Annotated in this window: 20 protein-coding genes; 7 read left to right on the top strand and 13 right to left on the bottom strand. The window is 67.4% G+C overall.

Annotated features, from left to right (window positions below):
• Positions 1-150 precede the first annotated feature (150 nt).
• A complete protein-coding gene (locus tag GobsT_RS08675; protein ID WP_010033997.1) occupies positions 151-1,146 on the top strand; it encodes an IS701 family transposase in 996 nt (331 codons plus the stop codon).
• A gap of 172 nt (positions 1,147-1,318) precedes the next feature.
• Here the strand turns inward: GobsT_RS08675 and GobsT_RS39475 are convergent, their stop codons facing one another.
• From GobsT_RS39475 to GobsT_RS08660, 3 genes are read right to left on the bottom strand one after another with little or no spacing between them, the layout of a single operon-like run.
• A complete protein-coding gene (locus tag GobsT_RS39475; protein WP_010048146.1) occupies positions 1,319-2,056 on the bottom strand; it encodes a hypothetical protein in 738 nt (245 codons plus the stop codon).
• 33 nt (positions 2,057-2,089) lie between these two features.
• On the bottom strand, positions 2,090-3,997 hold the full coding sequence (locus tag GobsT_RS08665; RefSeq protein WP_109571196.1) for a serine/threonine-protein kinase: 1,908 nt from the start codon (positions 3,995-3,997) through the stop codon (positions 2,090-2,092).
• Between the two features lie 49 nt (positions 3,998-4,046).
• On the bottom strand, positions 4,047-4,733 hold the full coding sequence (locus GobsT_RS08660) for a sigma-70 RNA polymerase sigma factor region 4 domain-containing protein (protein WP_148087656.1): 687 nt from the start codon (positions 4,731-4,733) through the stop codon (positions 4,047-4,049).
• A gap of 210 nt (positions 4,734-4,943) precedes the next feature.
• On the opposite strand from GobsT_RS08660, the gene GobsT_RS08655 reads away from it, so the two are divergent.
• A complete protein-coding gene (locus GobsT_RS08655; RefSeq protein ID WP_109571197.1) occupies positions 4,944-5,321 on the top strand; it encodes a hypothetical protein in 378 nt (125 codons plus the stop codon).
• Positions 5,322-5,521: 200 nt separating this feature from the next.
• Here the strand turns inward: GobsT_RS08655 and GobsT_RS08650 are convergent, their stop codons facing one another.
• On the bottom strand, positions 5,522-7,783 hold the full coding sequence (locus GobsT_RS08650; protein ID WP_010048152.1) for a bifunctional SulP family inorganic anion transporter/carbonic anhydrase: 2,262 nt from the start codon (positions 7,781-7,783) through the stop codon (positions 5,522-5,524).
• 373 nt (positions 7,784-8,156) lie between these two features.
• Between GobsT_RS08650 and aroB the strand changes: the two genes are divergently transcribed.
• The 3 genes from aroB to GobsT_RS08635 all read left to right on the top strand — a co-directional run bounded on the left by aroB (position 8,157) and on the right by GobsT_RS08635 (position 11,929).
• A complete protein-coding gene (gene aroB, locus GobsT_RS08645) occupies positions 8,157-9,251 on the top strand; it encodes a 3-dehydroquinate synthase (protein ID WP_109571198.1) in 1,095 nt (364 codons plus the stop codon).
• 81 nt (positions 9,252-9,332) lie between these two features.
• A complete protein-coding gene (locus GobsT_RS08640; protein ID WP_010050872.1) occupies positions 9,333-10,556 on the top strand; it encodes a glycosyltransferase family 87 protein in 1,224 nt (407 codons plus the stop codon).
• A gap of 152 nt (positions 10,557-10,708) precedes the next feature.
• Positions 10,709-11,929, top strand: a complete 1,221-nt coding sequence (locus tag GobsT_RS08635) for an inositol-3-phosphate synthase (protein WP_010050874.1) — start codon at positions 10,709-10,711, stop codon at positions 11,927-11,929.
• Between the two features lie 81 nt (positions 11,930-12,010).
• Here GobsT_RS08635 and GobsT_RS08630 read toward each other — a convergent pair whose 3' ends face one another.
• Genes GobsT_RS08630 through GobsT_RS08620 form a run of 3 tightly spaced genes read right to left on the bottom strand, consistent with a single transcriptional unit; the run spans position 12,011 to position 13,783 of the window.
• The gene (locus tag GobsT_RS08630) at positions 12,011-12,517 is read right to left on the bottom strand and encodes a hypothetical protein (protein WP_010050877.1); all 507 of its coding nucleotides are present in this window, start codon (positions 12,515-12,517) and stop codon (positions 12,011-12,013) included.
• 30 nt (positions 12,518-12,547) lie between these two features.
• Positions 12,548-12,919, bottom strand: coding sequence for a hypothetical protein (locus GobsT_RS08625; protein ID WP_010050880.1), 372 nt, complete (start codon positions 12,917-12,919; stop codon positions 12,548-12,550).
• A 9-nt stretch (positions 12,920-12,928) separates the two neighbouring features.
• A complete protein-coding gene (locus GobsT_RS08620; RefSeq protein ID WP_109571199.1) occupies positions 12,929-13,783 on the bottom strand; it encodes a phytanoyl-CoA dioxygenase family protein in 855 nt (284 codons plus the stop codon).
• Positions 13,784-13,878: 95 nt separating this feature from the next.
• Between GobsT_RS08620 and GobsT_RS08615 the strand changes: the two genes are divergently transcribed.
• Both GobsT_RS08615 and ggt read left to right on the top strand, forming a co-directional pair.
• Positions 13,879-16,884: a PVC-type heme-binding CxxCH protein gene (locus GobsT_RS08615; RefSeq protein ID WP_010048038.1), complete on the top strand. Its 3,006-nt coding sequence runs from the start codon at positions 13,879-13,881 to the stop codon at positions 16,882-16,884.
• A gap of 141 nt (positions 16,885-17,025) precedes the next feature.
• Positions 17,026-18,735 (top strand): gamma-glutamyltransferase, encoded by a 1,710-nt coding sequence (gene ggt, locus GobsT_RS08610; RefSeq protein ID WP_010048039.1) that lies wholly within the window; start codon positions 17,026-17,028, stop codon positions 18,733-18,735.
• 22 nt (positions 18,736-18,757) lie between these two features.
• Here the strand turns inward: ggt and GobsT_RS08605 are convergent, their stop codons facing one another.
• The 6 genes from GobsT_RS08605 to GobsT_RS08580 all read right to left on the bottom strand — a co-directional run bounded on the left by GobsT_RS08605 (position 18,758) and on the right by GobsT_RS08580 (position 26,694).
• The gene (locus tag GobsT_RS08605; RefSeq protein WP_010048040.1) at positions 18,758-20,254 is read right to left on the bottom strand and encodes a glycosyltransferase family 2 protein; all 1,497 of its coding nucleotides are present in this window, start codon (positions 20,252-20,254) and stop codon (positions 18,758-18,760) included.
• Positions 20,255-20,285: 31 nt separating this feature from the next.
• Positions 20,286-21,497, bottom strand: coding sequence for a glycosyltransferase family 2 protein (locus tag GobsT_RS08600; protein ID WP_010048041.1), 1,212 nt, complete (start codon positions 21,495-21,497; stop codon positions 20,286-20,288).
• Positions 21,498-21,726: 229 nt separating this feature from the next.
• Positions 21,727-22,428, bottom strand: a complete 702-nt coding sequence (locus GobsT_RS08595; RefSeq protein WP_010048042.1) for an MgtC/SapB family protein — start codon at positions 22,426-22,428, stop codon at positions 21,727-21,729.
• A gap of 49 nt (positions 22,429-22,477) precedes the next feature.
• The gene (locus tag GobsT_RS08590; RefSeq protein ID WP_010048043.1) at positions 22,478-23,503 is read right to left on the bottom strand and encodes an isocitrate/isopropylmalate family dehydrogenase; all 1,026 of its coding nucleotides are present in this window, start codon (positions 23,501-23,503) and stop codon (positions 22,478-22,480) included.
• Between the two features lie 250 nt (positions 23,504-23,753).
• Complete coding sequence (locus GobsT_RS08585; RefSeq protein WP_109571201.1) at positions 23,754-24,536, bottom strand: tryptophan 2,3-dioxygenase; 783 nt, start codon at positions 24,534-24,536, stop codon at positions 23,754-23,756.
• A 55-nt stretch (positions 24,537-24,591) separates the two neighbouring features.
• Complete coding sequence (locus GobsT_RS08580; protein ID WP_010049890.1) at positions 24,592-26,694, bottom strand: sigma-70 family RNA polymerase sigma factor; 2,103 nt, start codon at positions 26,692-26,694, stop codon at positions 24,592-24,594.
• Positions 26,695-26,832: the final 138 nt, after the last annotated feature.

The raw sequence follows: 26,832 nt of genomic DNA, 5'->3' as shown, positions 1-26,832 counted from the left end.
TAAAGTGGCTGTGCTGGATGCCGCTACTCATAGACCCTGGATGTTGCCTCGCCATCGTAACGTACTTCACTCAGGAGTACATCATAGGACTTACGCAGTTGCGCTGGCGCAGGATTTGCGCATGGTGTGTTGTTGGTCTATGATCGGGCCATGAACGCACCACGTGCGAGCGCCGAGGACTACATCCAATTCCTGATCGCCACCCCCAAGGTGGCGTCGGCCGCGGAAGCCGCGCGAGCCCAACCGGACCATCCGACGGCGCCCGCGCATGATGCGTTCACCCGACTGCTGCACCGGCTGGAACCGGACCCAGCGGCGTTGTGGGACGAAGCCCGGTCGTCGGTCCGCCCGGGCGGTGCCGTGGTGCTCGACGACTCGGTGCTGGACAAGCCGTTCGCCCGGCACATGGGGCTGGTGCGCCGGTGCTGGTCCGGGCGGCACCGCCGGGTGGTGAGCGGGATCGGGCTGGTGACCCTGCTGTGGACCGACGGGGCCGCCCTGGTACCGTGTGATTACCGGCTCGCCGACCCGGCCCGAGCCGAGACCAAGAACGACCACTTCCGAGCCATGCTGGCGGTCGCCAAGGGACGGGACCTGTCGCCCCGGGTGGTACTGTTCGACACCTGGTACTCGGGCAAGGACAACCTGAAGGCGGTGCGGGCCCTGGGGTGGCACTTCCTGACCCGGGTGCGGAGCAACCGGCGGGTGAACCCGGATCGCACGGGCAATCGGGCCATCGAGGGGTGCCCGATCGGGGCCGCCGGTACGGTGGTGCACCTGGAGGGGTTCGGATTGGTGAAGGCGTTCCGGATCGCCACCGGTGATGGGGGCACGGAGCATTGGATCACCAACGACCTCGACATGGACGAGGCCACTCGTGCGGTTCTGGCCGGGCACGCGTGGGGCATCGAGGAGTATCACCGGGGCCTCAAGCAGCATTGCCACGTGGACCGGTGCCAGGTGCGCATGAGCCGGGCCCAAGCGGTCCACATCGGGCTCGCGATCCGCGCGTTCCTGCGGCTCGAGTGGCACCGGCTCAAGTCCGGCGTCAGTTGGTTCGCGGCCAAGACGGCCATCGTGCGCGAAGCGGTGCGAACCTACCTCGCCGCACCTACATACCTACTTACCCAAAAGTCAACTACGTAAGTCCTACATCAATCACAAACACAGGTCGTAGCCCAAAGCCGCACGGGAAACTGCACAATAACGAAGCAACCTTATCCGATTCAAAGCGAGCAGGAAATGGGAGGGTAACTCGAACACACTTTGAGCCGCCCGGACCTTCGCAAGCATGTGCTCCACCGGTGTGACAGATTCGCTACGACTTGCCCAGCACTCCATCCAGCACCCAGCAGCCCTTAACGTGTGGGCCGTCGCTGCGCAGGTGGCTTAGGATGTTGTCGTTGCCACAGCCAGCGTCTTGCAGGGCGTCGGCCAGGATCGGCATCGGTGCGAAATCCCGGTTCTCATACATTTGACCAGCAAGTGCAAGAACAGTGGATGTTAACCAAGACGGATGCAGGGTAACGGCACGGAAGGGGTTGCCCAAGACACAGCGAAGCACGTCGCCACATTCGCCGAAAACCCTGTCATACGCCGCCTGCTGTAAACCCATGTCGGCAAGATCGTACTCGCCACCTCCGCAGTCGGATTCCCACGGGTAGGGGTAGATGTGTGGATCCGGCCATGCCGCCATCTCGGCCGCTTCCGCCCAGCCCGAAACGGCATACGCCTGCTGAACGAAATGCCGCCGCTTTCCTCTCGCCTCTTCCAGGTACCGCCGAGCAAGTGTGTGAAACTGCGCATGGACGAGGCGAGCATCTTCACGCGCCTCGGACAGCCAGCGGGTTGTTGTTAACCCGTCGGCGTACTGTTCTGCTACGTTCAACGCAGTGTGGCAGCCCGATTCTGATGTGGGCATGTCGCGAAGGCGGCGCTCCGCGAGCCGAACGCAGCCACAGGCGAACAGCCGCAGCTTCCTTTCGCTTACCTTGCCCCGAATGAACTCCAGCATCGGGCGCGAGTCCGTCACCGCAAGCCATTCCGCTTCGGTCATTCGCGGCCCTCGCTGGTCGTTCATCTGACGTTTTCAGTGCTGGTACTTTTGGACGTACTTCCGCAGGGCGTCGATCTGGTGACCGGGCACGTTGGGAGCGAAGCGGTCGTTGATTGCGATCGCCTGCTCGGCGTCTTTGAGTGCGTCGGCGGCCCGGCCCTGGCGGACGAACAAGCCGTGCCTCATCATCAGGGCGCGCAGGAGCAACAGGGCGTCGGACGTGTTTCCCGCCTCGACCGAGCGCGTTTGTTCGGCGATCACCTCGGAAAAATCTTGAATCGCCGTGGCCCGCTCGGCCGCGGCCGGCTCCGCCGGTAGGGACGAGGAGTGCCCGTACCGCGCGATCCCGCGCGTGTATCGTGCGTCGATCCAGGGCGTGAGGTATTGCGTCCGGTTCGCGGCCAGGAGCGACTGCCAAATCGCCACCGCCGCGTCCAGCTCTTGAACCGCTGCCGCGAAGTCGTTTCGGCGGATGAGCTGCTTCGCCAGGTTCAGCCGGGCGGTCGCGTGGTGCTGTTTGAACTCGTCGCGATCGACCGTCGGGGCGAGTTCGGCGTAGCGCGTTCGAGCCCGCGTCAAATCCTCGAACGACTTCTCCGTCTGCCCGAGGTTTTGGAGGACGGTGCCCCGCGTTAACCAGGTGAACGCCCAGATGTCGTTGTCGTGGGGAACGCCCGTCTGGTTCAGCGCGCGCTCGGCTTCGTCGCACAGGTTCAGCCCCTCGTCCGGCGCGGCGAGGGTCGCCAGGTTGCACAGCACCTCGGCCAGGTCCATCGTCGCCTCCACCTCGCCCCGCGCGGCGTGCTTGCGGAGCACGGGCAGAGCCGCGCGGAACTCGCGCTCCGCCTGCGCCCGCTTCGCCGGGTCCGGGGAGGTCATGAGCGACGACGCCCGGATGTGCAGCATGTCGGCACGGACCTTGTTCATGGTCGCGGCCGACTTGATGTTGAACCACCATGTGGCGCCGAAAACGCCCGCCAGGACGGTCGCGGTCAGCACGCCGGCGACGAGGAGCCGTCGCCGCCATCGGGCGCGGTACGCCTTGAGCGCCTGTACGACATCTGCCGCCGACGGTCGCGCGTGGGGCTCCGCCTGGAGGCACCGGACGCAAAGCCGACGCAACGGCCGCGGGACGCGGGACCGCGACGGGAACTGAAGCGGCTCCTCGGCAACGGGCAGTCTTCCCGTGAGCATGCGGTACAGTACGGCGCCCAGACTGTAAACGTCGCTCGCGACGGTGACGTTTTGGTTGCTGTTGATTTGCTCGGGGCTCCGGTACCCGGGGGTTCCGCACCCGATGCTCGAACCGGACTCCTCCACGAACCGCGCCAGCCCGAAGTCGGTCAACTTGGCGACCCGGGTCCCGTCCGGCCCCGGCTCGACGAGCACGTTGTTCGGGTTCACATCGCCGTGAATGGCGCCGTGCGCGTGAGCGGCCGTTAACCCGATAGCCAAGCCGATTCCCAGTTCCAGCGCCGTCGCCTGGGGCAGCGCCTGCCCCGGACGGAGCAGGTGTTGCAGCGATGTCCCCGGCGAAAGCTCCATCACGAGGAAGAGGTGCCCCGCTTCATCCACTTCGGCGTGGTGGACGGTCACAACGTTCGGCGACTTGACGCCCGCCATCGCGCGCGATTCTTGGACGAACTGCGCCTGAAACGCCGGCGACTCGGCGTACTCGGGCCGAATGACTTTGACGGCCACGTCGCGGTTCAAGTGGGGGTCCACGGCCGCATACACGACCCCCATCCCCCCACGGCCTTTGACCTCTTTAACGATGTAGCGCCCGACCTTGTCCGGCGTGGCGCTGATGTGCCGGACGCGCTGCCGCCGTCGCTCGAGTAACAATGCAATGCTGGGAACCGGCAGGCCGGCGGTATCGGTCGGGGCGCCGCCCCCCGGATCGAGCAACGGCCCGGCGCGGCCTTCCACTTCGCTGCTCATGGCGGAACTCTTGACCAGGGTGCGACGGTGCGCCGGCTCCGCGGAACCGCTACAGCGGTTTCGCCAGCGCCGGCAGGCCGTACATGTCGAGCGCGTCGAGCGCGTCCCGGAACCGCTTTTGTAGAGCACTGCGGGCGCCTGTCAAAAAATCAGATATCGTCGCGACCGTCTTGCCCAACTCCGCGCTCAACTCTGGTAAGCTCGGGAACTGTTCGCCGTGTTTGGGGGCGGCGTTGCCGTGGCGGAGGCCGCGCCGCTCGAGCACCACGCGCTGCCACTCCTTGCACTCGAGCAGGTACTCGCTGAACACCCGTTCGGCAACATCCTCCACGAACGTCGCCTCGAACTCCGTCGCCACGGCGTGGGCGTCGGGCACTTCGGCCAGCCAGTCCGAATCCCCGCCCGCCGCGCGCGTCGTTCGTCGTCGCGACCGGACCGCGTCGGCGGTCACCGACTGCACGACCGTCTTGAGCCACGCCCGAAAGCTGCCCGGGTGCGCCCGCTTCTGCGGGTCGTAGCGCTTCCCGCGGAACTGCTCCCAGGTCCGGCTCACGATGTCGTGGACGAGGGTGTCGATCTCCTGCTGCAACGTCTTGCCGGGCGGGCTGGACAGCTTGCCGACAATCTGCCCCTTAATCCATTTTGCGTATATACTCTGGAACTTCTCCCACGCCTCCGGTTGCTCGGGGTCGAGCATCGCGGACAAAAGTGCAGTCGATGTGACAAGGTTGGACATTTGCAACCCTCGCGATGAGTACATCGTATCGCGGCACGCGCCGGGACGGGAACAGTCGCTCCGGAAACCGGCCGGCTGAAAATTGCGGAAAAAGTTCACCGAGAATCGCCCGGCCGCTCTTACTCACTCCTGCCAGCAACCGGGCACCTCAACGTGGGGACCACTTCCCCGGCCTGGCTCAAGTCGCACGGTCCTTTGGAGGTCGTAGACATGCGGCGCATTAAGCTCTGTTTGGCCTTCGCCCTGTTCGCAGGGCTCTTCGTCTCCCTGGCCGGTGAGGCCCACGCGTTCGGCCAGCAAGTCACCACGCGCAAGGAGTACCGCAGCGGTACGGCCAGGGTGGCCGAACTGACCGGCACGTACCGCCTCGATGCCTACGAGACGCTGACCGATGTCCGGATCGTCTCGCTGGACGCCAACGGCCGCGAACTCAGCGTGGCTCAGGGGACGTTCAACCCGACGAACGGGACGTGGGCCGTCGGGTTGGGGGATTTTCAAATGGTTTCTTACTACGTGAAGTTTACCATCCGCTACGGCAACGCCACAAGGTATTACTACACGCCCACGTACAGGTGGGGCGTTCGCTGACCATGGGCAGAGATCGCATCACCGCCACGCCGTCGAAGTGCAGAAGAAACTGATAATGAATGCGTCGCGCGTGGCCGGCCGATTGCCCAATTGGTCAACTGCGTGACGGCAAAGCCAACGCCTCGTGTCCCGCCCGGGTGCAAAACATTGGGCGGGACACGAGGCGTTGGTGGTTTCCCGTTCGCGGGTCGCGTACCCGGTTACTGATCCGACTTCGCGGGCGGGAGGTCTGTCGCTCCTGCGGTCAAAAACTCCATCTCCCCGGTGTTCACGTCGTACATCGCGCCGGCAACGGCGATCCGGCCCTCCCGGACCAGCCGGCGGAGCGTCTCGCTCTGCTCGACGACCGACTCCACCACCCGCAGCACGTTCCGCCGGGCCACGTCGTTCACGAACGCCTCCTTGTCCGCCGGGGTGGGCCAGTGGGCGGCGCGGCACGCGACCGGGTCCACCACCCGCTGAACGTCCCCGATGATGTGGTCGAGGTGCTGGCACCCGGTGACCTCGGCCGCGGTCCGACCCGAGCAGATCAGATCGACCGCCGCGGTCACGGCCCCGCACCGGGTGTGCCCCATGACCAGCACCAGCTTCGCCCCCGCCACCGCGCACCCGTACTCGATGCTCCCGAGCACCTTGCGGCTGGCCACGTTCCCGGCCAGCCGGACGCTGAACACGTCCCCGACCCCCAGGTCGAAGACGAGTTCGGCCGGGGTCCGGGAGTCGATGCAACTGAGCACCACCGCCAGCGGGTGCTGGCCGCCCGCGGTGCCCCGCACCTGGCGCCCCAGGTCGCGGGTGAGCTGGCGGCCGGCGCGGAACCGCTCGTTCCCGTCGCGCAGGATCTGGAGCACCTGCTCCGGGGTCATCGCCTCTTGAACGTCGCGGGTCGAGTAGTCCACGTACTGGATCTGGTCGCTGAGCCGGTACTCGCTGCGGAACCCGCGCAGGCTCACCTCCACCCCGCGGGCCGGGGCCGTTTGCTCCGTGAACTCGCGGATCAGCCAGAGGATGTCCGGGTCGATGTAGTCGGTGTGCTCGGCGTCGAGCAGCACGTGCCCGCCGCGGGGGATCTCGTCCAGCGACCGGGCCAGCACCGCCCGGTTCAGGAAGCTCACCTGGCTCGGCAGCGCGATCCGGGTGACGCTCTCGGACAGGTGCCGCTCGACGATCAGCCGCAGCGGCCAGCGGACGCTGCTGCGGAGGATGAACACGACGCTGGCCGCGAGCCCGATCAGCACCCCGATCAGCGGGTCGGTCAGCACGATGGCGGCCACGGTCAGAATGAACGGGGCGAACTGGGGCCAGCCCTGGACCCACATGCTTCGGACCAGCCGCGGGCTGGCGAGCTTCACCCCCGTGACCAGCAGAATGGCCGCCAGGCACGACAGCGGGATCAGGTTCAGCAGGGTCGGCAGCAGGGCCACGCACCCGAGCAGCAGCGCCCCGTGGACGACGGCGGCCCACTTGGTCCGGCCCCCGGCCTTCACGTTCACGGTCCCGCGGACGATTTCGGTCACGATCGGGAGCCCGCCGAGGAACCCCAGCAAGACGTTCCCGCACCCCTGCGCCAGCAGTTCCCGGCTCGCCGGCGACGCGCGCCGCTGCGGGTCCGTGCGGTCGACGGCCTCGAGCGTCACCAGCGACTGGATGGACGCGGCGGCGGCGATGGTGAGGCCCGCCATGTACACGGCCGGGTTGCTCAACTGCTCGAAATCGGGCAACTGAAGGAACCCCAGGAACCCGGACACGCTGTCCGCCACCGGCACCTGCACGAGGTGCCCGCACTCGATCGGCCATCCCCCGCCGAGCTGGCGGAACAGTTGGCTCAGGCCCACCCCGAACAGGACCACGACCAGCGGGGCCGGCACGGGGAGCCGGGCCAGCCGGGACCGCTCCCACAACACCAGCATGACGATCGACAGGAGGCCGACGGTTGCGGCCCCCGGGTGGACGTCCTCGATGGTCTGGATCAGTTCGGTGAAGGTGTTCTGGTGGTCCGGCTGCTGGAACGCCATGTCCCCGTCCGGGTCCGGGTCGTGTCCCACAACGTGCGGTATCTGCTTGAGAACCAGAATGACCCCGATCGCCGCGAGCAGCCCCTTAATAACGGCGGTCGGGAAGAACGCGGCAACGAACCCGGCCCGGGCGAGGCCGAGCACGATCTGAATCAGCCCGGCCACCACAACGGCCAGGAGGAACGCCTGGAACGACCCGAGCGCGGCGATCTGCGCGGCCGCGACCGCGGTCAGCCCCGCCGCCGGGCCGCTGATACTGGTGTGCGATCCGCTCAAAAATCCGACCACCAACCCGCCGACGACACCGGCCAGCAGACCCGAAAAGAGCGGCGCGTTGGACGCGAGCGCCACCCCGAGGCAGAGCGGCAGCGCAACGAGGAACACCACCAGCCCCGCCCCCAGGTCCGGGAGCAGGCTTCCCGAATTGGCGTTATCGTCTGTCGGCATCAGGATTCAACTCACGTGGGCGGAAGGTCTTGTGGTCGGCGGGTCGCTCCGGAAACGCGGCCCCGCCCCGCCGGGTTACGTCCGTGTCTTGGGCACAAACATGGAATCCCAACCGGTTCCGGTACGGCTCAGGATCGTGCCGGGTTCGTTATGCGCCTGCGACCGGTCCCAAGGTAGTTGCAGCGCATCGGTCTTATCGGGACCAGCGCGGAGGAACGTCCCATACGATCCCAGGAAGCTCCGCGCGCCAGGGCCGGAACGGTGCCGACAACGGGGGCGAACGCTCGCCACGACGAAGGGGGCGGCCGGTGTCGCGAACGTCGTGCCCGCCGGACACTTGGCAAACCTCTGCGTTCTCGCTGAAATGCGGAGCATGGAAACCGTTCGTGTGAACCTCGGGTCGCGCAGCTACGACATCGCCCTCACTCACGGCGCCACCGCCAACCTCGGCGCGTTCGTCCGGGCCGCGCTGCCGAAGACTTCCAGTGTACTCGTGGTGGGCGATTCCAACAGTTGGCCGCACGCGGAATCGATTCAGGCCACACTTACGAGAGCGGGCCTGCGTGCCGGGAGCGCCGTGGTGCCCGCGGGCGAGGCGTCGAAGTGCCTGGAGCGGCTCGCGGGGCTGTACGACGCCCTCTACGAACTCGCCGCGGACCGCAGCACCGCGGTGGTAGCGGTCGGCGGCGGGGTGATCGGCGACCTCGCAGGGTTCGCCGCCGCCACGTACAACCGCGGGCTGCCGCTCGTGATGGTGCCCACCACGCTCCTATCAATGGTCGATTCGAGCGTCGGCGGCAAAACCGGCATTAACCACCCCAAGGGCAAAAACCTCATCGGCTCGTTCCACCAGCCCGCCGGCGTGTGGATCGACCTCGCGTTCCTCAACACCCTGCCCGCGCGCGAGTTCATCAGCGGGCTCGCCGAGGTGGTGAAATACGGCGTCATCCTCGACGCCGCATTCTTCGCGTACCTCGAATCCAACTCCCACGCCGTCCGCACGCGCGACCCGGGAGCGCTGCTCCGCGTCGTCACGCGGTCGTGTCGGCTCAAAGCCGATGTCGTGGAGCAGGACGAGTACGAGCGCACCGGCCTGCGGGCGGTGCTCAACTACGGCCACACGTTCGCGCACGCCTTCGAGACGTGCGGCGGGTACGGCACCCTTCTCCACGGCGAAGCGGTCAGCATCGGCATGGAGTGCGCGGCCCAACTGGCCCGTAAGCTCGGTCTGATCGGGGACGAGTTCGTTTCCCGACAAACGAAGCTGCTCGACGCGCTCGGGCTGCCGACCGCCCCGCCGACCCGGTGGCCCGCCGACGACCTGATCGCCGTGATGCGCCGCGACAAGAAAGCCGTGGGCGGACAGATGCGGTTCATCCTCCCCACGCGCCTGGGAGAGGTGAAGCTGTTCGACGACGTGCCCGAGCCGCTGGTGCGGACCGTTCTGGAATCGGCCGTCTCCAGGTGACTGGCGGCACAGGGCTCCCGCCCTGTGCCGCCAAGGGCGACGACACGGTTACGCATCACCGCGATCCGATACGAGACCACCATGACGTATGCCGCGACCGCCGAGTGGCTCCGCCCGAAGCTGTGGGTCGGGCTGGTCGTGGGCGCGGCGTCGTGGGTCGTGTGGGCGGTCAGCCTCGCGCTAGGCGGGTGGTACAAGGACTCCGAAGGTCAACTGATCGGGGCCGACCACCTCGCGTTCTATCACGCCGCGAAGCTGATCCGGGACGGCCAGCCGCAGCGCATCTACAGCTACCCCGAATTGATCGCCGAGGGCTATCAGCAGCAACTCGTGGGCTGGGACTGGGGCAGCCCGAACCGCGCGTTCGAGGCGTACCGCAACCCGCCCTTCTACGCGCTCCTCTACACGCCCACCGCGGGGCTCTCGTATTACGTGAGCTTCGCCGTCTGGACGCTGATCGGGTTCTCGCTGCTCGCGCTCGCCGTTCTCCTCCTGCGCCCGGAGCGCCCCGCCCGGGCTCTCCTGTGGGCGCTGGCGTTCTTCCCGGTGTTCGCGACCGCCAGCTTCGGGCAGAACACGTTTATCAGTCTTGCGGCGTTTGCCGGCGTGTACCGACTGCTCTCGAACGACCGTACCTTTGCCGCGGGGCTGGTGGCGGGGCTCCTGTGGTTCAAGCCGCAGTTGCTGCTCGGGCTGTTCGTGTGGTGGGGGCTCGAGCCGCGCCGCTACTGGAAGTGCGTTCTCGGCGTCGGTTGTAGCGGCGCCCTACTGGCCGCGGTGTCGTGGATCATCGTTCCCGAAGCGTCGCGGGCGTTCGTCGAAACGCTCCGCACCAACGCCGGCTTCAGCGGGTTCGGCATGTGGAACGTGGTGAACCCGAAGGGGTTCTTCGCGCTGCTGCTGCCCGAGCACCCTCAACTGCACTGGCCCCTAGCCGCCGCGTGCGCGATTGCGGGCGTCGGTGCCGCCTGGTGGGTGAAACGGAAAAGCGGCGGCCCGGTCGCGGTGATGTTCCCGGTCGCAGTGCTCCTCTCACTGTGGGCGTCGCCGCACGCCCTGATCTACGAGTGGACGCTCCTCGTTGCCGCCGCGGTGGTGCTGTGGGAACGGCTCCCGGGCTCGCGGAACGTGTGGCTCCCGCTCTTCGCCCTCGCGTGGGCGGGCCTGACCGCCACGTCGGCGTTAACGGCCGTGCAAATCCGGCACGGGCTCCCGGTTATCGTGCAAGTCGGCGTGCCGGTGATGGGTATGGTGGGGTGGCTCGCCGCGCGCGAACTCGCGCGTGAGCCGGAGGAGCACAGGTGAGCAAAAGTTGCTCACCCGGTTAAAGCGGGTGCGTGCCGGCTCGTTCTGCCTCCGGCGTGCGTCGTGTGCTTGACTCGGTCGCGCGCGGCATCGACAATTTCTGGTAGAATACGTTATCCGCCTGCCTCCCCCTCGACGGACGTTTAACTCTCATGGCCCCTCGGCGTGTCGGACTGTGGCTGATCGGTGCTTGCGGCGGGGTCGCGAGCACCACCGCACTCGGGCTCTCGGCGCTGGCCCGCGGGCAGACCCCGCCCACGGGGCTCGTCACGGCGCTCCCCCAATTCGCGGGGCACGACTTCGACGCCCCGGACGCGTTCGTGGTGGGCGGCCATGACATCCGGAAGGGGAACTTCCTCACCGCCGCGCGCGAGCTGCACGAGCGGTCGAACGTGTTCGACGAGCGCACCCTCGCGGCCTGCGCCGGCGACCTGGAGACGTGGTCGGCGAACCTCCGGCCCGGGGTGGTGTACCGCCCCGACGCCGCGGTCACCGCCCTCGCCGACCGCCCGGACATGCGCCGAGCCGGCAGCGCCCGCGAGGCCATCGACACCATCCAGGCCGACCTGCGGGCGTTCAAAGCGGCCCACAAGCTCGACCAGCTTGTTGTCGTGAACGCGGCGTCGACCGAACCCCCGTTCGAGCCGACCGACGAGCAGAAGTCGCTGGAGCGGTTGCTCCCGGCGCTCGAGCGCGGGGCGCCCGCGTCCCTGCCCACGAGCGGCGTGTACGCGTTCGCCGCGCTCGACGCGGGCTTCCCCTACGTGAACATGACCCCGAGCCGCGGGGCGACGCTCCCGGCGCTCGAAGAGTTGGCCCGCAAGCGCGGGGTGCCGCACGCCGGGCAGGACCTCAAGACCGGCGAGACGCTGCTCAAGAGCGTGCTGGCCCCGATGTTCGCGCGGCGCAACCTTCGCGTGCTCAGTTGGGTGGGGCACAACATCCTCGGCAACCGCGACGGGCTGGTGCTCAACGACCCGGACAACAAGTCGAGCAAGGTGACGAGCAAGGACCGGCTGCTCGCCGAGCTGCTCGGCTACAAGCCGCAGTCGCACGTGAGCATCGAGTACATCGAGTCGCTGGACGACTGGAAGACCGCGTGGGACCACGTCCACTTCGAGGGCTTCCTCGGAACGAAGATGATGCTGCAGTTCACCTGGCAGGGGTGCGACTCGCTGCTGGCCGCGCCGCTGGTGATCGATCTCGTGCGGCTCACCGCCCTGGCCCAGCGCCGCGGCGAGAGCGGCCCGATGCCGCACCTCGCGTGCTTCTTCAAGAGCCCGATCGGGGTGTCCGACCACGACTTCGGCAAGCAGTTCGCGCTGCTCGAAGCGTACCTGGCGAACCCCGACCGCAAAGCCGGGAGCGCGTAGAACGGGGCGGCCAAGAAGTTCTGGTGTTGAGTGCGGGCCGCTGACCCGCGGGCGAACCGCACTCAAAGCGCGCACCCCAAGTCACTTCTTTTCGCCCTTCGCCCCCGCCGCGCTCCCGCCCAGCCGCTTTTTCGCGGCGTCGAGCAGCCCGCTTGCCGCGTCGCGGGTGAGGGCTTTGGTGCTCACCTTCGACTCGCGCGTAACAACGACATCGTCATCGTTGCCCCACTGACCGTCCGGCCCGGCGGACCGTACTTCCAGACCGTCACTGAAGTGCCCCGCGCGGTACGCGAGCCGAAACACCCGTCCCCACGTGTCGATGTCTGGTAGCTCGCCTTCGGGCTTGCGCACGAACCGGCCGTCAGGATCGGTTTCGCGCGCGAGCGCATCCGCAACGCGGCTCGCGGTCGCGCTCGCGGCGGCCCGCTCGGCCTCCAATCGCTCGGCCCGTTCGCGGCTGCGGCAGTCGGACACGAAGATTACAGTCACCACCAACAGGATCTTCATCACGAACACCGACGCGCATCCGAACCCGGTGCGAAAGAACGCTTCGGCAATAGTTGGCGGACGGCGCGGGGCTGGCATCATGTGGCACCTCCTGGTACGCAATCGCGCAGATCAGTACCCGAGCCGAATCAGCCAACTCAAAACGACACGATCCCCCCCCGCGGGCTCGCCGTGGTACAGCCCGCGGATCACGAGTTTACCGTGTGCATAACTCGACCAAAACGCAACCGCTTGGTGGCCGAAAACTCCGCTCCAAAAAGTCGTAGCGGGGAGGTAATCGAAGTCCCAATACGCCGGTATGAGTATCTGGTCTCGCGCGGACGAATCGTCCGACAAAGGCACTACTTCGTACTCGTACCAAAACATCTCGACCAGCCGGCCGCCACGCAGGTAAGCAACGCGCACACCGTCACGTTCAACGTACCATTGCCGCTCGGCCCGGTAACGTTCCAGCAGCGCCAGATGGCGGGCGAAGAGTTTCATCCGCAGCCCTCACCGGTTCTGGTCTCCTAATAAGGACTTGGCGCTCGAATCTCTCGCATCCTCCAGCCATTTCACGTCGCCGCTGTCCGCGAACCGCTTCACCCCGGCCCGCTTGATGGCGGCGTCGGGCACCACGCTCAGCGGCGTGTACCGCGGGTGGTGCGAGTCCTTGTAGGGGTCGTTCGATTTCGCGTTGTAGCAGCAGATCATCGCCCACCGCGGGTGGTCGCTGCGGTTCTGGTCGCTCCGGTGCAGCAGGTTCGAGTGGAAGAACACCGCGTCGCCGGGCTCCATCGTCACGTACACCAGCGGGAACTGGTCGGGGCGCTTCAGCAGTTCCTCGACGCGCTCCCGGTCGGCCCCGGCCTGCTCGCCGGTGAGGATGTGGTTCACCCGCCCCGCGTGGTGCGAGCGGCCGATCACCTGAAGGCACCCGTTCTCCCGCGTGCACGGGTCCACCGCGATGAACACGCTCACGAGGTTCGGGGTGAGTACGCCGTTCTGGTACCAGTAGCCGTAGTCCTGGTGCCAGGCCCACGCGCCGCCCACCTTCGCGTCCTTCAGAATCATCTTCGAGTGGTAGTGGTACGCCTCGTCGCCGAGCAACTTCTCGCAGCTCCGGACCATCCGCTCGCAGCGGGCGAACATCCCGTAGATGCCGTCGCCGGGGTGGTTCCACAGCGACAGCCGCACCACGCCGCCCTCGCCGTCGGCCCGGCCGAACGAGCGCCGGTCGAGTTCGTTGTCCTCCTTCGCGGACCGCTTCAGGAGGTCGATCTCCTCCGCGTCGAAGAACCCGCGGGCCACGTGGAACCCGTCGGCGTGGTACTCGCGAACGGCGTCGTCGGAGAGGGTTGCGGGCATGGTGTGAGGTTCCACGAATAGAGGTTCGATTCCCGCCGCACTTGCGGTTACCATATCCCGAAATCAGCCCTCCCCCAACACCGCTCACACCCACCATGCGGACACTCGCACTTCTCCTCGCCCTGCTGACCTTCACCGCCGGCCCGCGGCTCGCCGCGGCCGACGCCGATAAGCCCGTTCCGGCGCGGGACGCCGCGGGCAAGATGACCCTGCCCGACGGCTTCAAGGCCACGCTGTTCGCGGGCGAACCGGACATCGTCCAACCGATCGCGTTCACGTTCGACGACCGCGGCCGGATGTGGGTAGTTGAGTGCCTGAGCTACCCCAAGTGGAGCCGGGACGGTAAGGGGAGCGACCGCGTCGTGATCCTCGAAGACACCGACGGCGACGGCGTTCACGACAAGAAGACCGTGTTCCTCGACAACGGGGTGAACCTGTCCGGCATCGAGTACGGGTTCGGCGGCATCTGGCTGTGCTCGCTCCCGAACCTCACCTTCGTTCCCGTTCTCGACGGCGACAAGCCCGGCAAGCCGGAGGTGAAGCTCGACGGCTGGAACATGGTCGACACGAAGCACAACATCTTCAACTCGCTCGTCTGGGGGCCGGACGGCTGGCTCTACGGCTGCAACGGCATTCAAGCGAAGTCGTTTGTCGGCGCGCCGGGCACGCCGAAAGAGAAGCGCACCTACCTCGACTGCGGCGTGTGGCGCTATCACCCCACGCGGAAGGCGTTCGAGGCGGTCGCGCACGGCACCACCAACCCGTTCGGCCTCGACTTCGACGAGCACGGCGAGATGTTCATCACGAACTGCGTGATCGACCACCTGTTTCACTTCGTCCCCGGCGGCCACTACCAGCGCATGTACGGCCAGGACCCGAACCCCCACGCCTACGGGCTGATGGGGAGTTGCGTGGACTACAAGCACTGGGCCGGGGGCGACTGGACCAGCTCGCGCACCACCGGCGTGGGCGGCAAGCCCGAGCACTCCGACGCCGGCGGCGGGCACGCGCACAGTGGGGCGGCGATTTACCTCGCGGACAACTTCCCGAAGGAGTACCGCAACACGCTGTTCACCGCGAACATCCACGGCAACCGGCTCAACAACGACGGCCTGGAACGCACCAAGAGCGGAATGAAGGGCGTGCGGCGCCCGGACTTCCTGTTCGCGAACGACTCATGGTTCCGCGGCATCTGCGTGAAAACCGGACCGGAAGGTGGGCTGTACGTCAGCGACTGGTGCGACACCGGCGAGTGCCACAACTACGATAAGGCCGACACCACCAACGGCCGCATCTACCGCGTGGTGTACAAGGGCGCCCAACCGTTTAAAGGCGACATCGCGAAGCTGACCGACACCGAACTGGTGAAGCTCCAACTGCACCCGAACGACTGGTTCGTGCGAAAGGCCCGCCGGGTGCTCCAGGAGCGCGCCGCGGCCGGGAAACTCGGTAAGGAGACGCCCGACGCTCTGCGAAAGTTGCTGAGAGAAGAGAAGGAGGTTCCGAAGCGGTTGCGGGCGCTGTGGGCGCTCATGGCGACAGAACAAGTTACCCTGGGTGATGCGTCCGCCCTTGTCACCGCCGCCGACGTTTCGCTCCGCGGGTGGGGGTTCCGCTGCGGCCTCACTTACGACGGGAAGCGCGACACGAGCGACATGCTGCCGATCCTCCTGGCGCTGGAGCGGGAGTCCTCAGAACACGCCCTCCTGCACATCACCGCGGCGGTCGCTCAAGCCGGGCCGCGTGCGCGGGGGTGCGCCAAAGTTCTGACCGAAAAGCTGACGGCAAAGTCGAACCCGCAACTGGCGCTCGCGGTCTGGTATCGGGTCGCTGATGAGTTGGCTCGCGCTCCGGATGAAGCGCACCGCACGATGTGCGAAACCAACAGTCCGCTCATCTGGCGGAACGCGGTGCGGCTGCTGTTGAGTGGGCCGGACGACCAGATGAACCGAGGGGTGTCTCGACTCATCGAACTGCTCAGTAGCGTCAACCAACCCCTCACGCTTCTGTCCGTGGTCAGCCCGCCTGACCTGACCCGCGAAACGCTGGCGGCGATGCGCGACGCGCTCGCGGGTCGGCAGAACGTCAAGCTGCCGGCCAACTGGTCGGAGGCCCGCAAACAAATATTGAAGCACGCGGCGGGTGAGGTGCCGCGCAACGTCGAGGCACTCAGTGTCATGTTCGGCGACAAGGACGCCATCGCCGCACTGGCGGCGCGCATCACGGACGCGACCGCGAAGGCCGACGACCGCCGCGCCGCGGTCGAGTTGCTCGCGCCGCGCAAGCTCCCCGACTTCGCCAAGACGCTCCACGCGCTCCTCGACGACCCGGCGTTGCGCGGCACCGCGATTCGCGCGCTGGCGCAACTCCCCGATCCCGCAACTCCCGCAGCCATCGTCAAGGCGTACCCGAAGTTCACTCTGGGAGAAAAAGCGGACGCCGTCCAGACGCTTGCGGCCCGCGTGAGCTTCGCAAAGGAGCTTCTCGACGCCGTCGAGAAGGGCCACATCCCTCGGGCGGACGTTCCGGTGGTGACCGCACGCCAGGTACTCGCGCTCAACGACAAAGCGACCTCCGAGCGGCTCGAAAAGGTCTGGGGTAAGATCACGCCGGTCGCCAAGGAGCGGGCCGCGCTGGTCACGAAATGGAAGGGCGTACTCACCGAGGACAGCCTCAAAAAGGGCGACCCGGTGAACGGCCGCGTGATGTTCACCAAGCACTGCGCGGCGTGTCACAAGATGTTCGGCGAAGGGCAGTCTGTCGCGCCGGAATTGACCGGCTCGCAGCGCGCTAGCCTCGAATACGTGCTGGAGAACGTCCTTGATCCGAGCGCGGTCGTGCCCAGCGAGTACCGGCTGGTGAACTTCACCCTCGCCGACGACCGCGTGGTCAGCGGGATCGTGTTACGCGAGACGAAGGACGCGGTCACCGTGCGCACCGTCAACGACACCCTCACGGTCCCGGTCGCGGACGTGGTGACGCGCAAACCCACGAACGTGTCGATCATGCCCGAGGGGCTGTTCGACCAGATGAAGCCCGACGAGGTGCGCGACCTGATCGCGTACTTGAGGGCGAAAGAGCAAGTGCCGTTACCGAAGTGAAAACTAACCCACCCCCAACCCCTCCCTGAAGGGAGGGGAGCAAGAATCCGCGCGAACCGCACGACCGACGCGTGGTTCATTGGCTCTTGCTCCCCTCCCTTCAGGGAGGGGTTGGGGGTGGGTCGGATTTGGAGTCTGTCAATGCGCACCCGCGTTCTGTTCGCAGCCGCCTTCGCGCTCGCCGCAGCCGCCCTTCTGGCCGCGGAGCGGCCGGTCACGCCGGCGGGGCGGTCCACCCGTTCCGTCACCGTGGCGACCAACGGCATGGTCGCCACCAGTCACCCACTCGCGGCACAGGTCGGGCTCGACGTACTGAAGGGCGGCGGCAACGCCGTCGATGCCGCGATCGCCACCAGCGCGGCGATGGGGCTGATGGAACCCACCTCGTGCGGCATCGGCGGCGACCTGTTCGCGATCGTCTGGGACGCGAAGACGCAAAAGCTCTACGGCCTCAACGCCAGCGGCCGCGCGCCGGGTAAAGCCACCCTCCCGTACTTCAAAGAAAAGGGACTGAACGCGATTCCGACCTCCGGGCCGCTGTCGTGGTCGGTCCCGGGGTGCGTGGACGGCTGGGACCAGCTCCGGACCCGGTTCGGTACGAAGGGTTTCAAGGAGCTGCTTACCCCGGCCATCGGATACGCGGAGGCCGGGGTGCCCGTGCCCGAAGTGATTTCGGGGCACTGGAAATCGGTCAACAAGATGCGCGACCCCGGGATGCGCGAGACCTTCCTGGTCCGCGACGGCGCCGCGCTCCGCTCGCCGAACGCGGGCGAGGTGTTCAAGAACCCGCACCTGGCCCGCTCCTACAAGCTGATCGCGGACGGCGGGCGCGACGCCTTCTACAAGGGAGAAGTCGCCGAAAAGCTCGTGGCGCTTTCGGATAAGGTCGGGGGGCTTTTCGCGCTCAAGGACTTCGCCGATCACACGTCGGAGTGGGTCGATCCGGTCAAGGCGTCGTACCGCGGGTACGACGTGTGGGAGCTGCCGCCGCCCGGCCAGGGCATCGCCGCGTTGCAGATGCTCAACCTGATCGAGCCGCACGACGTGAAAAAGATGGGACCGAACTCGCCCGACTACTGGCACCTGCTCGTCGAAGCCACGAAGCTCGCGTTCGCCGACCGCGCGAAGTTCTACGCGGACCCGGTGTTCGCGAAGGTGCCGGTGGCGGACCTCGTCTCAAAAGAGTACGCCGCGAAGCGGGCCAAACTGCTCGACCCGAACAAAGCGCTCACCGACGTGCCCGCCGGCGACCCGAAGCTGAGCACCTCGGAAACGATCTACCTGACGGTGGTGGACAAGGACCGCAACTGCGTGTCACTGATCCAGAGTAACTACTCGGGCTTCGGGTCCGGGCTGAGCGCCCCGGGCACCGGGTTCGGCATCCAGAACCGCGGGTGCCTGTTCGCGCTCGACGAGAGCCACGCGAACAAGCTCGAACCCGGCAAGCGGCCCTTTCACACCATCATCCCGGCGATGGTCACCAAGGACGGGAAGCCGTGGCTCACGTTCGGGGTGATGGGCGGCGACATGCAGCCGCAGGGGCACGTTCAGGTGCTGGTGAACCTGATCGATTTCGGGATGAACGTGCAGGCCGCCGGGGACGCGCCCCGGGTCGAACACGTCGGCAGCGCGAGCCCGAGAGGAGAGCCCGCGGGCGCAAAGGGGGGCACGGTCAAGGCCGAACCCGGCATCCCGGTCGAGGTGGTCAAGGAGTTGGATCGCCGCGGCCACGTGGTCGAGCGCGTCAAGGTGAACGGCGGCGGCTATCAGGGCATCCTGATCGACCCGAAAACGAACGTGCTGCACGGCGGCACCGAGTCCCGCAAGGACGGCGCGGCCGTCGGCTACTGACCCTCGGGGCCGCCGCGCCGGGTCACCCGGCGCGGCGCGGGCGGATCAGGTCCGCGAGCCGGCCGATCACGCCCTTCTGTGTCTGCTTTTCGAGCCCAACGATCCGGAGCCGCTGACCGGCCAGCACCTCGTCCTGGCGTTTGAGCCGTTCTTCCTGAACCCGCAGCCGCTCGTCCTGCCCCCCAATGTGCTGGGTGAACGCCGTGTGCTGCCGGCGCAGTTGCTCCTGTAGCTCCGCGCACTCGCGGGTCAGGTACCGGACTTGCGACTCCTTCTCCTGAAGCTCGGACCGCTCGGCGTCCCCGGCCGAGGTTTCGATGTGGTAGTTGACGCCGTCGCGGGCGTAACCGAGCAGGCGCTCGCACAGGTCGGCCACGTCGTCAACATTGCGTGCGCCGAAGGCGGCGGTGTCGAGGAACAGGTGCCCGGGGCCGTACCGGCGCCAGGACCGGTGCCGGCCGCGGTCCGGCCGCGGCAGTTCGCTCCACTCCCGTGCCCCGTACTCGCGCTCGAACCACGCGAGCAGTTCCGGGGCGTCGGCCAGCGCCGCCCGGCACGCCGCCCGCACCTCGTCCCACTCCGCGGCGCCGTCCAGCTCGGTCTCGGCGATACAGTCGCGGACCAGTTGGGCGCGGTCCAGGTTCGTGCCCGCGTCGTCCGGAAACAGGTCGGCCTTCGCCCACAGGAACGCGTCGGCCACGGCCGACGGGATCGGCGGCAGGTCCGGCACCCACGGGTGCAGCGGGAGCCCGGCGGCCTCGTTCAGCCGGCGGAACTCGTTGTCGATCGGCGACCCCTTCTTACTGAAGTGCCGCGCGACGCCGGTGCTCGCACCGGAGCGCCCGCACACCCCGATCGGGGCACGCAGCGCGTGGAACGTATCCACCAGCGCGGCCACCGCGAACGCGGCGTGCACGTCGGGCGTGCGGGTCTTGAACACCCGCCCGGTGCGCGCCCGGAGCCGGTCGAACAGGTCGCGTTTGATCACCGCGTTGTAAATGACCGGCAGCTCGGAGTAGGGCACCCGCCCGGCCGCCACCTCGGCGATCACCTGGCGCGCCGCGCGGGGCCGGAGCAGGTGCCCGACGGGCCGGTGCAGCAGCGGCAGCAGCAGCGTGTCCGGGCTGAAGTAGGGGTTGCGGACGTCCGGCCAGTTGTACACCGCGCTGTCCCACTGGAGCACGGCGGCCCCGGTGGCGGTCAGCGCCGCGTCGACCGCGGCCAGCGCGTGCCGCAGCAGCCCGTCGTCGTCGCCCTGAACGATGACGTACTCGCCGCGGGCGTGCGACACCGCGAACTCGAGGCTGTCGGTCATCGCAAGCAGCGCCGGCGTGCGGACGTACCGCACCCGCGGGTCGGCGCGGGCCTCGACCAGCTCGCGGGTGCGCGGCCCGCTCCAGTTGTCGCTCACCACGACTTCGAAGTCGCCCGTTTGCGCCAGGCACGTGGTGAGGGTGTGTTCGAGCGTGTGCGGGCGCTCGCGGGTGGGGATCACGATGCTGAAACGCGGGGCGGTCACGCGGTCCTCCTCGGTTCGCGTCGGGAGCGGGTCAACCGGCGAGCTTCCAGCCGCGCTGCATGTACTGAACGTGGTCGTTGATCGGCACGTAAACAGGTGCGGTGCGGTGCGAGTACGCGAGGGCCGCGGCGGTGGTCCGGAAGGTGCCGTCGGCGGCCGGTTCCCCGCGTGCGGCGCGGGCCGCGTCACGCAGCTTGGCCCAGAGGGATTTTCGCGGCGCGGGAGGGGCCGGCGGCGCCGCGGGCGGCGGTGCCCACCCGGCGAGGTCGGCACCGACCCGCGCCTTCAGCACCGCGAACAGGGCCGCACGGTTTTCGGGGTTCGCGCACGACTGAATGTCGTTGGCGATGGCGTGAACGTACCGGGTCCAGTCCACGGCCGGGAACCGGGCCGGATCGTTGGCCTGCTCGCGCACGAAGCAGTACTCGTGGTACACGACGTTCAGGTTGCAGCACACCTCGGGGACGGGCGCCGCGAACGTGATGCCGCGCGCCCCGGCGCACCGGTTAAAGTCCACCCAGGCGTCGTTCGTCTTGCCGCCGTAGTAGCCGGTGCCGTTACTCTTGGCGAACCCGTACTGCACCATCACCGGGGCGTCGAAATACCGGACCCGGTCGCGCAGCGACATGCACCGGTACGCGTGGCACAGGTCCGGGGCCACGGACGTGTACACATCCCCGAACCGGGTGCGGATCGCGGCCAGCAGGCCGCGCGGCACGACGCAGTTGAGCATCCGTGGTAGCGCTTGTGGGAACACCCCGATCGAGGACAGGTAGAGGAGTTGCTCCGCTTCGAGGTCGAACACCTTCCCGGTCAGCGGTTTCCGCTCCAACCGCACCGGCGAGTGCAGGTCGTGAACCATGTCGTCGTTGTACGACAGCACGTCGTCGGGCCGCTCGGCAACCAGTTCGGTCACGGCGGCGAGCATCCCGGCCCGGAACATCATCCGGTCCGTGAGGATGACGAAGTGGGTGGCGTCGTAGTTCTTTTGGGCGTACCCGACAGCGAACTCCCAGTGCGCCGGCATCGGGAGCGGCTCGGGCGGGTTCACGTACTGCACCCTCGGGTCCGCGAGCCGGGAGCAGTGCGCCGCCAGTTCCGCCCGTTCCGCCGGGGTCGTTGAGTTGTCCGAAACGAGCAACCGGACGTTGGTACCTGCCTGCGAAAGTACGCTGCCGATCGCGTTCTTCGCAAGGGCCGCGCGGTTCCGGGTGGGCACGATCACGACGAACGAGGGGGGCATATCGGCTCCCGGGGGCGGCGGGTTCCGGTCGAGAGATGGAATCCGCAGTGGCGCCGGTGTAACACGCCCCCGTCGGACACACAAGACGAACCTGAAGCCGCAAAATGCCCAGGGGCACAAGTCTCTGGATAACGCAGGCGGGTGGTTGTGTCTGTGCCACAAAGACAAAATCAAATCAGACATCAACAATCGAACTGCGAACGCACAGAGTGAGCGACAAGACGTGATGTCACTCCGGCGGCGGCGGGAGTTTCTCCCAGCTCGCGGACCGCACGCCCGGCTCGATGAGCACCCGGCCGATGGTGTCCTGAATGGCACGGTCGTCGGCCGGGGTCGCGACCGCGGTCACGTTCACGACCGCCTGCTTCTTGCGCTTCGGCTTCTCGGTCGCGATCCGGGTGACCGCCACACCCGGCGCCGACCCGAGGTGGCGGGCGACCGCCGCGCGCACGACCGCGTGCTCCCGCTCCTGGCACACGACCCGCAATTTGTAGTACCCGGGCGCGTCCGGCGCCTGCGCCTGCCGCGTTTCGATCCACCGCGCCACCGGCCGCAGCCCGAGCACCAGCGCGAGCACGAACGCGGTGCCGATCGCGGCGTGCGTGCCGAACCCGATCCCGGCCATCGTGCCGACCGCGGCGCTGCACCACAGCCCGGCGGCGGTGGTCAGCCCGCGGATCGTCGTCCCGTCCTTCAGAATGACGCCGCCGCCGAGAAACCCGACCCCGCTGACGATGTACGACGCGATCCGGCTCGGGCTGTTGTGGTCGCCGAGGAGCTGTGTGAGGCTCACGAACAGCGCCGCCCCGGTGCTGACCAGCGCGTTGGTGCGCAGCCCCGCGGGGTGCCGGCGGAGCTGCCGCTCCGCGCCGATCACCACCCCCAGCAACGCGGCGAGGGCGATGTTGCCGGTGAAGTTCAGCAGTTCCAACGTGGGCGCTCGCTTTCTCGGCGGCCGTGCGGGAGCGGGAAGCGGGGCGTCACATGCGGCTAACGATGGCGTCGGTGAACGCGGTCGTGGTCGCGGTGCCGCCGATGTCGCGGGTGCGAATCCGGCCCTCCAGCAGCACCGTCTCCACCGCCTTCTGAATGCGCCCGGCGGTCCCAGTCTCGCCCAGGTCCTTGAGCAGCTCGATGGCGGGCAGGATCAGCGGGAGCGGGTTGCTCATGTCCGGCGGGACCGCCTCGTGCGACGCCCCGTACACGGCCTCGTACACGGTGGTCCCGTTCCCCTTGTTGATCGCCGCCGTCGTGCTGACCCCGCCCACCAGCCCGGCGCCCAGGTCCGACAGCAGGTCGCCGTACAGGTTGCCGGCCGCGAGCACCTCGAACTGCTGCGGGCGGCTCACGAGCTGGTTGCAGGTGTTGTCGACGATCAGGTCCTTCGCCGCGATCTCGGGGTACTCCTTCGCGACCCGGTAAAAGCACTCGAGGAACAGCCCGTCGGCCATCTTGAGGATGTTCGCCTTGTGGATGCAGTGGACCGTCTTGCGGCCCCGCTTGCGGGCGGTGTCGAAGGCGAGCTTGAAGAACCGCAGGCATGCCGCCTCGGTCACGATCTTGAAGCTCTGCACCACGCCCGGCACGATCTCGTGCTCGCTGGCGGTGTACAGGTCCTCGGTGATCTCGCGAAACAGGAGGAAGTCCACGCCCGTGAACCGGCTCGGGATCCCGGGCAGGTTGTGCACCGGCCGCATGGAGGCGAACAGCCCGAGCTGCCGCCGGAACGCGACGTTGTAGTTGGTGGGCACGGAGCTGGGGCCGTGGGCCGTGGGCATGCCGACGCCCTTCGGCTGGAGCAGCTTGGTCTTCAGCGCCAGCCCGCACTCGCGGATCGCGTCGAAGGTGGCCTTCGGGAGCGCGTCCTTGCCGTGCTCGAGCGCCATCCGCCCGGCCAGGTGGACCTCGAACTCGACCGGCACCTTCGCGGCCGCGAACAGGCGCCGCACCGACAGCTCCTGGTCCTGGCCCAGCCCGCCGCCCTGAACGAAAATCACCTTGCGCATCGGCACCCTCCCGGTTCGTCGGTATCTTACGAAGCGCGAACCAGAAGAAGAGAAGAGGGTTCACCGCAGAGGGCGCATGAGGGCGCAGAGATGAAACCCAAAAGGGTGAGAACAGTTTAACTCTCTTGGCTCTCTCTGCGCCCTCTCGTGCCCTTTGCGGTGAACCCTCTTCTCTTCTTCACAGCCGTTTAACTCTCTTGGCTCTCTCTGCGCCCTCTCGTGCCCTCTGCGGTGAACCCTCTTCTCTTCTTCACAGCCGGTGCCGGATCGCCCACAGGTCCGGGAACACCGGGTGGAACAACGATCGTTTCAAGAACTCCACGCCCAACGACCCGCCGGTGCCGCGTTTGCTCCCGATGGTCCGCTCCACCAGCTTGATGTGCCGGTACCGCCACTCCTGCAGCCCCTCGTCGAAGTCGGTCATCAGCTCGAACAGGATCTCCAGATCGGGCTGGCTCTTGTAGAGCCGGAACAGCCCCTCTTCAATTTCCGGGTCGGGTTGCGTCGGCTGGGTGAGGTCGCGGGCCGTGAGGTGCCCGGGAACCGCAACGCCGTGGTGCCCGAGGAAGGTGTAAAACGCGTCGACGATCGACGGCTCGCGGAGGCGGGCCTGTAAGCGCGCGTGCGCCGGCGTGCCCTCCGGCTGGTACTTCAGCATGTCGGCGCGCTTGTACCCGAGCAGGAACTCCATCTCGCGGAACTGGCCCGACTGGAATCCCGACGCCTTATCGAGCCGGTCGCGGAAGCTGTTGAACGACATCGGCGTGAGCGTCTCGACGATGTCCACCTGCTCGACGGCCACCTTCAGCACGGTGCGGAGCCGCTTGAAGGTGCTGATCGCGGGGTACGTGCGCCCCGCGACGAAGTCGCCTTTGACCTTGTCGAGTTCGTGCAGCAGGAGCTTGAACCACAGCTCGTAGGCTTGGTGGACGACGATGAAGAGCAGTTCGTCGTGCTCCTCCGGCTCGGACCGCGGGTGCTGGAGGGAGAGGAGCGGTTCGACGTGCAGATAATCGGAGTACGTGAGGTCCACGATGCGACTCCCGGGCGGCGGCAACGGGAGTCAGCTTACGAACGGCGGGCGGCAATTACCGCTTCGGGTCGGTCGGCACGCCGAAGATTTTGCACACCTCGCGGACGTTCTCCGCAACATCCTGAACCACCAGCGCATCCGCCCGATGGAGAGTTGTAACCGACCCGAACGGCCCAAGCCTCTTCTTGACCGCTGGGACCAACTCCTCCGCCGCACCCTTCGGAACCGGAACGATGACCTGAACCAGTTCCGTCCGCCCGAACCGCGGCAAATCTTCCAGCGAGATCAACGGCACGATCAACGAATCGAGTTTCTCGTCGGACGGCTTGAGGATGAAGAACGTCGTGTGCCAGGGGACGAGCAGGAGCTTCTGCTGCATCAGAGCTTCGTTAATGATGTCTGTGACATCTGCGAGTGTGTACCGCTGTCCCGGTTTGGGAGCGGCAAACGTAAACGTCCCCGTTGGCTTCACGGTCGTGCTCATAACTCGCCCAGACACCTTCGCGTACCAGTCGAGCACATCCGGCCACGCGGCCTTCTGAAATTGCATTTCGAACGTCTTCGCCGTCCCGCCCTCGTCCAGCGCGGTGACAACCTTGAGCGCGGCTTCGACCACGTCTACCGGCCCGTACAGCATCAGTTGCCGGCTCGACGGCAGCGCGACCGCCGAAACGCTCCTGCCGAACTGCGCCCGCACCTCCGCCGACGCGTCCTCGGCAAGAATGTTCTTCAGCCTTACTGTTTTCATGAACACATTGTCCAACCTGCCAGATTCAGGGAGCAGCACATTCGCGAGGAGTTTCTGCACGGTCTGTGTGTCGGGTTCGCTCGCGTAAACGAGGAGCACCTGCTCAACCGGAACCGGGACGAGAACAGCACGATCCGGGCCGAACGCGGCAGCGAGCGTTTTAACGGTGCCGGCTAGGTCGGCCGTCTTGTTGAGCCGAAACGCGGTTACGTTCCGGGGCGCGGGCTCCCCCATCTGAAGGAGTAACTCCCGGATCTTCGCATGCGTCTTCTCGTCGGCGTAGACGAGTAACGACTTGTCGCCGGGCAGCGCCGCGATGGTCACGCGCCGCGGGTCGAAAAATTTAGCGAGCATCGGGGCGACTTCACCGGAATCGAGTTTCCGAAGAGGTATAATGGCCGCGCGGCGTGGTACACCGGGAACGACCTCCTCGAGTGCTTGTTGTCGTTTCCGGGTGTCTTGCAACTCTCTCGCTCGCTCTTCGAGTTCCTGCCGCGATCTCTTCAGCGCGGGGTCTTTCGTCAGCAGCGGCACGGGCGTGAATTCCGGCTCCGGCTGGGCGTTCGCGAGGCGGACGCCGCCGGCCGCGCACGCGAGCGCCAGGCCGCAGCACAGCACCGCGGCCGTCACTTTCTGAAGCTTGATCGCGAACATGCTGCTCACCACCCCTTCGGCCAGTTCGGACACGTGCGAGGAGATCGGCCCGCGGGCCGCGTCGCGCGCCAGTTCGTCGACGCCCACCGCGCGAACCAGTGCGGCAACCAGCGCCGGGGCGACGGCCCCCGCCCCGGCCGGCACCAGCGCCCCGGCGAGCGCCCCGAGGGCCGGGCACACGCCGCGGGCGCCGAGCCGGGCCGCGAGCAGTTCCCGGGCACGGGCCAGGCGCCCGCCGACGGTCCCCTCCGGGCACCCGAGGGCGTGCGCGGCCTCTTTCCGCGTGCGGCCTTCCAGATCGCACAGCACCAGCACCGAGCGGTACCGGTCCGGGAGTCGCGCGAGTTCCTCGTCGAGTGCCGCGTGCAACTCGGCGCGCTCGTCGGCGGCCCCGGCAGTCTGTTCGAGTTGCCCCGCGCGGCCGCGCTCGCGGGCGGTCCGCCGCAGGTTCGACCGCTTGAGCCGGCGTGCGGCATTGAACGCGACCCCGTGGAGCCACGGCCCGAGCCGCTCGCGGTCCCGCACGGCAGCCGCCTTGCGGGCGAGTACCAGGAACACCGCCTGGAACGCGTCGTCCGCGTCGGCGGCGTTTCCCAGCACCCGCCGGCACACGCCCAGCACCATTGCCCCGTGCCGGTGAACGAGTTCCGCGAACGCCCCCTGGTCGCGCCGGCGGGCGAACGAATCCAGAAGTTGGCCGTCGGTCCGTGCGCCGGCCCCTGCCACGGCGTCGAGGAGTTGAAGAACGGTGTTCACTTGGTCCTCGCTTGGTCACAAAACGGCCCCACCCGTTACTCCCCGCCGCGGTCCAGTTTGATACGCCGCCGGAAAGAAGCAACCGAAGGGTCCGTGAGAACGGCCGCTGGCAGATCAGGCGAGTTGCGGTTAAACTAC

Source organism: Gemmata obscuriglobus (genome assembly GCF_008065095.1).
Taxonomy (GTDB): domain Bacteria; phylum Planctomycetota; class Planctomycetia; order Gemmatales; family Gemmataceae; genus Gemmata; species Gemmata obscuriglobus.
The sequence above is the reverse complement of the archived record's forward strand: the minus strand, read 5'-3'. Positions and strand labels throughout refer to the sequence as shown.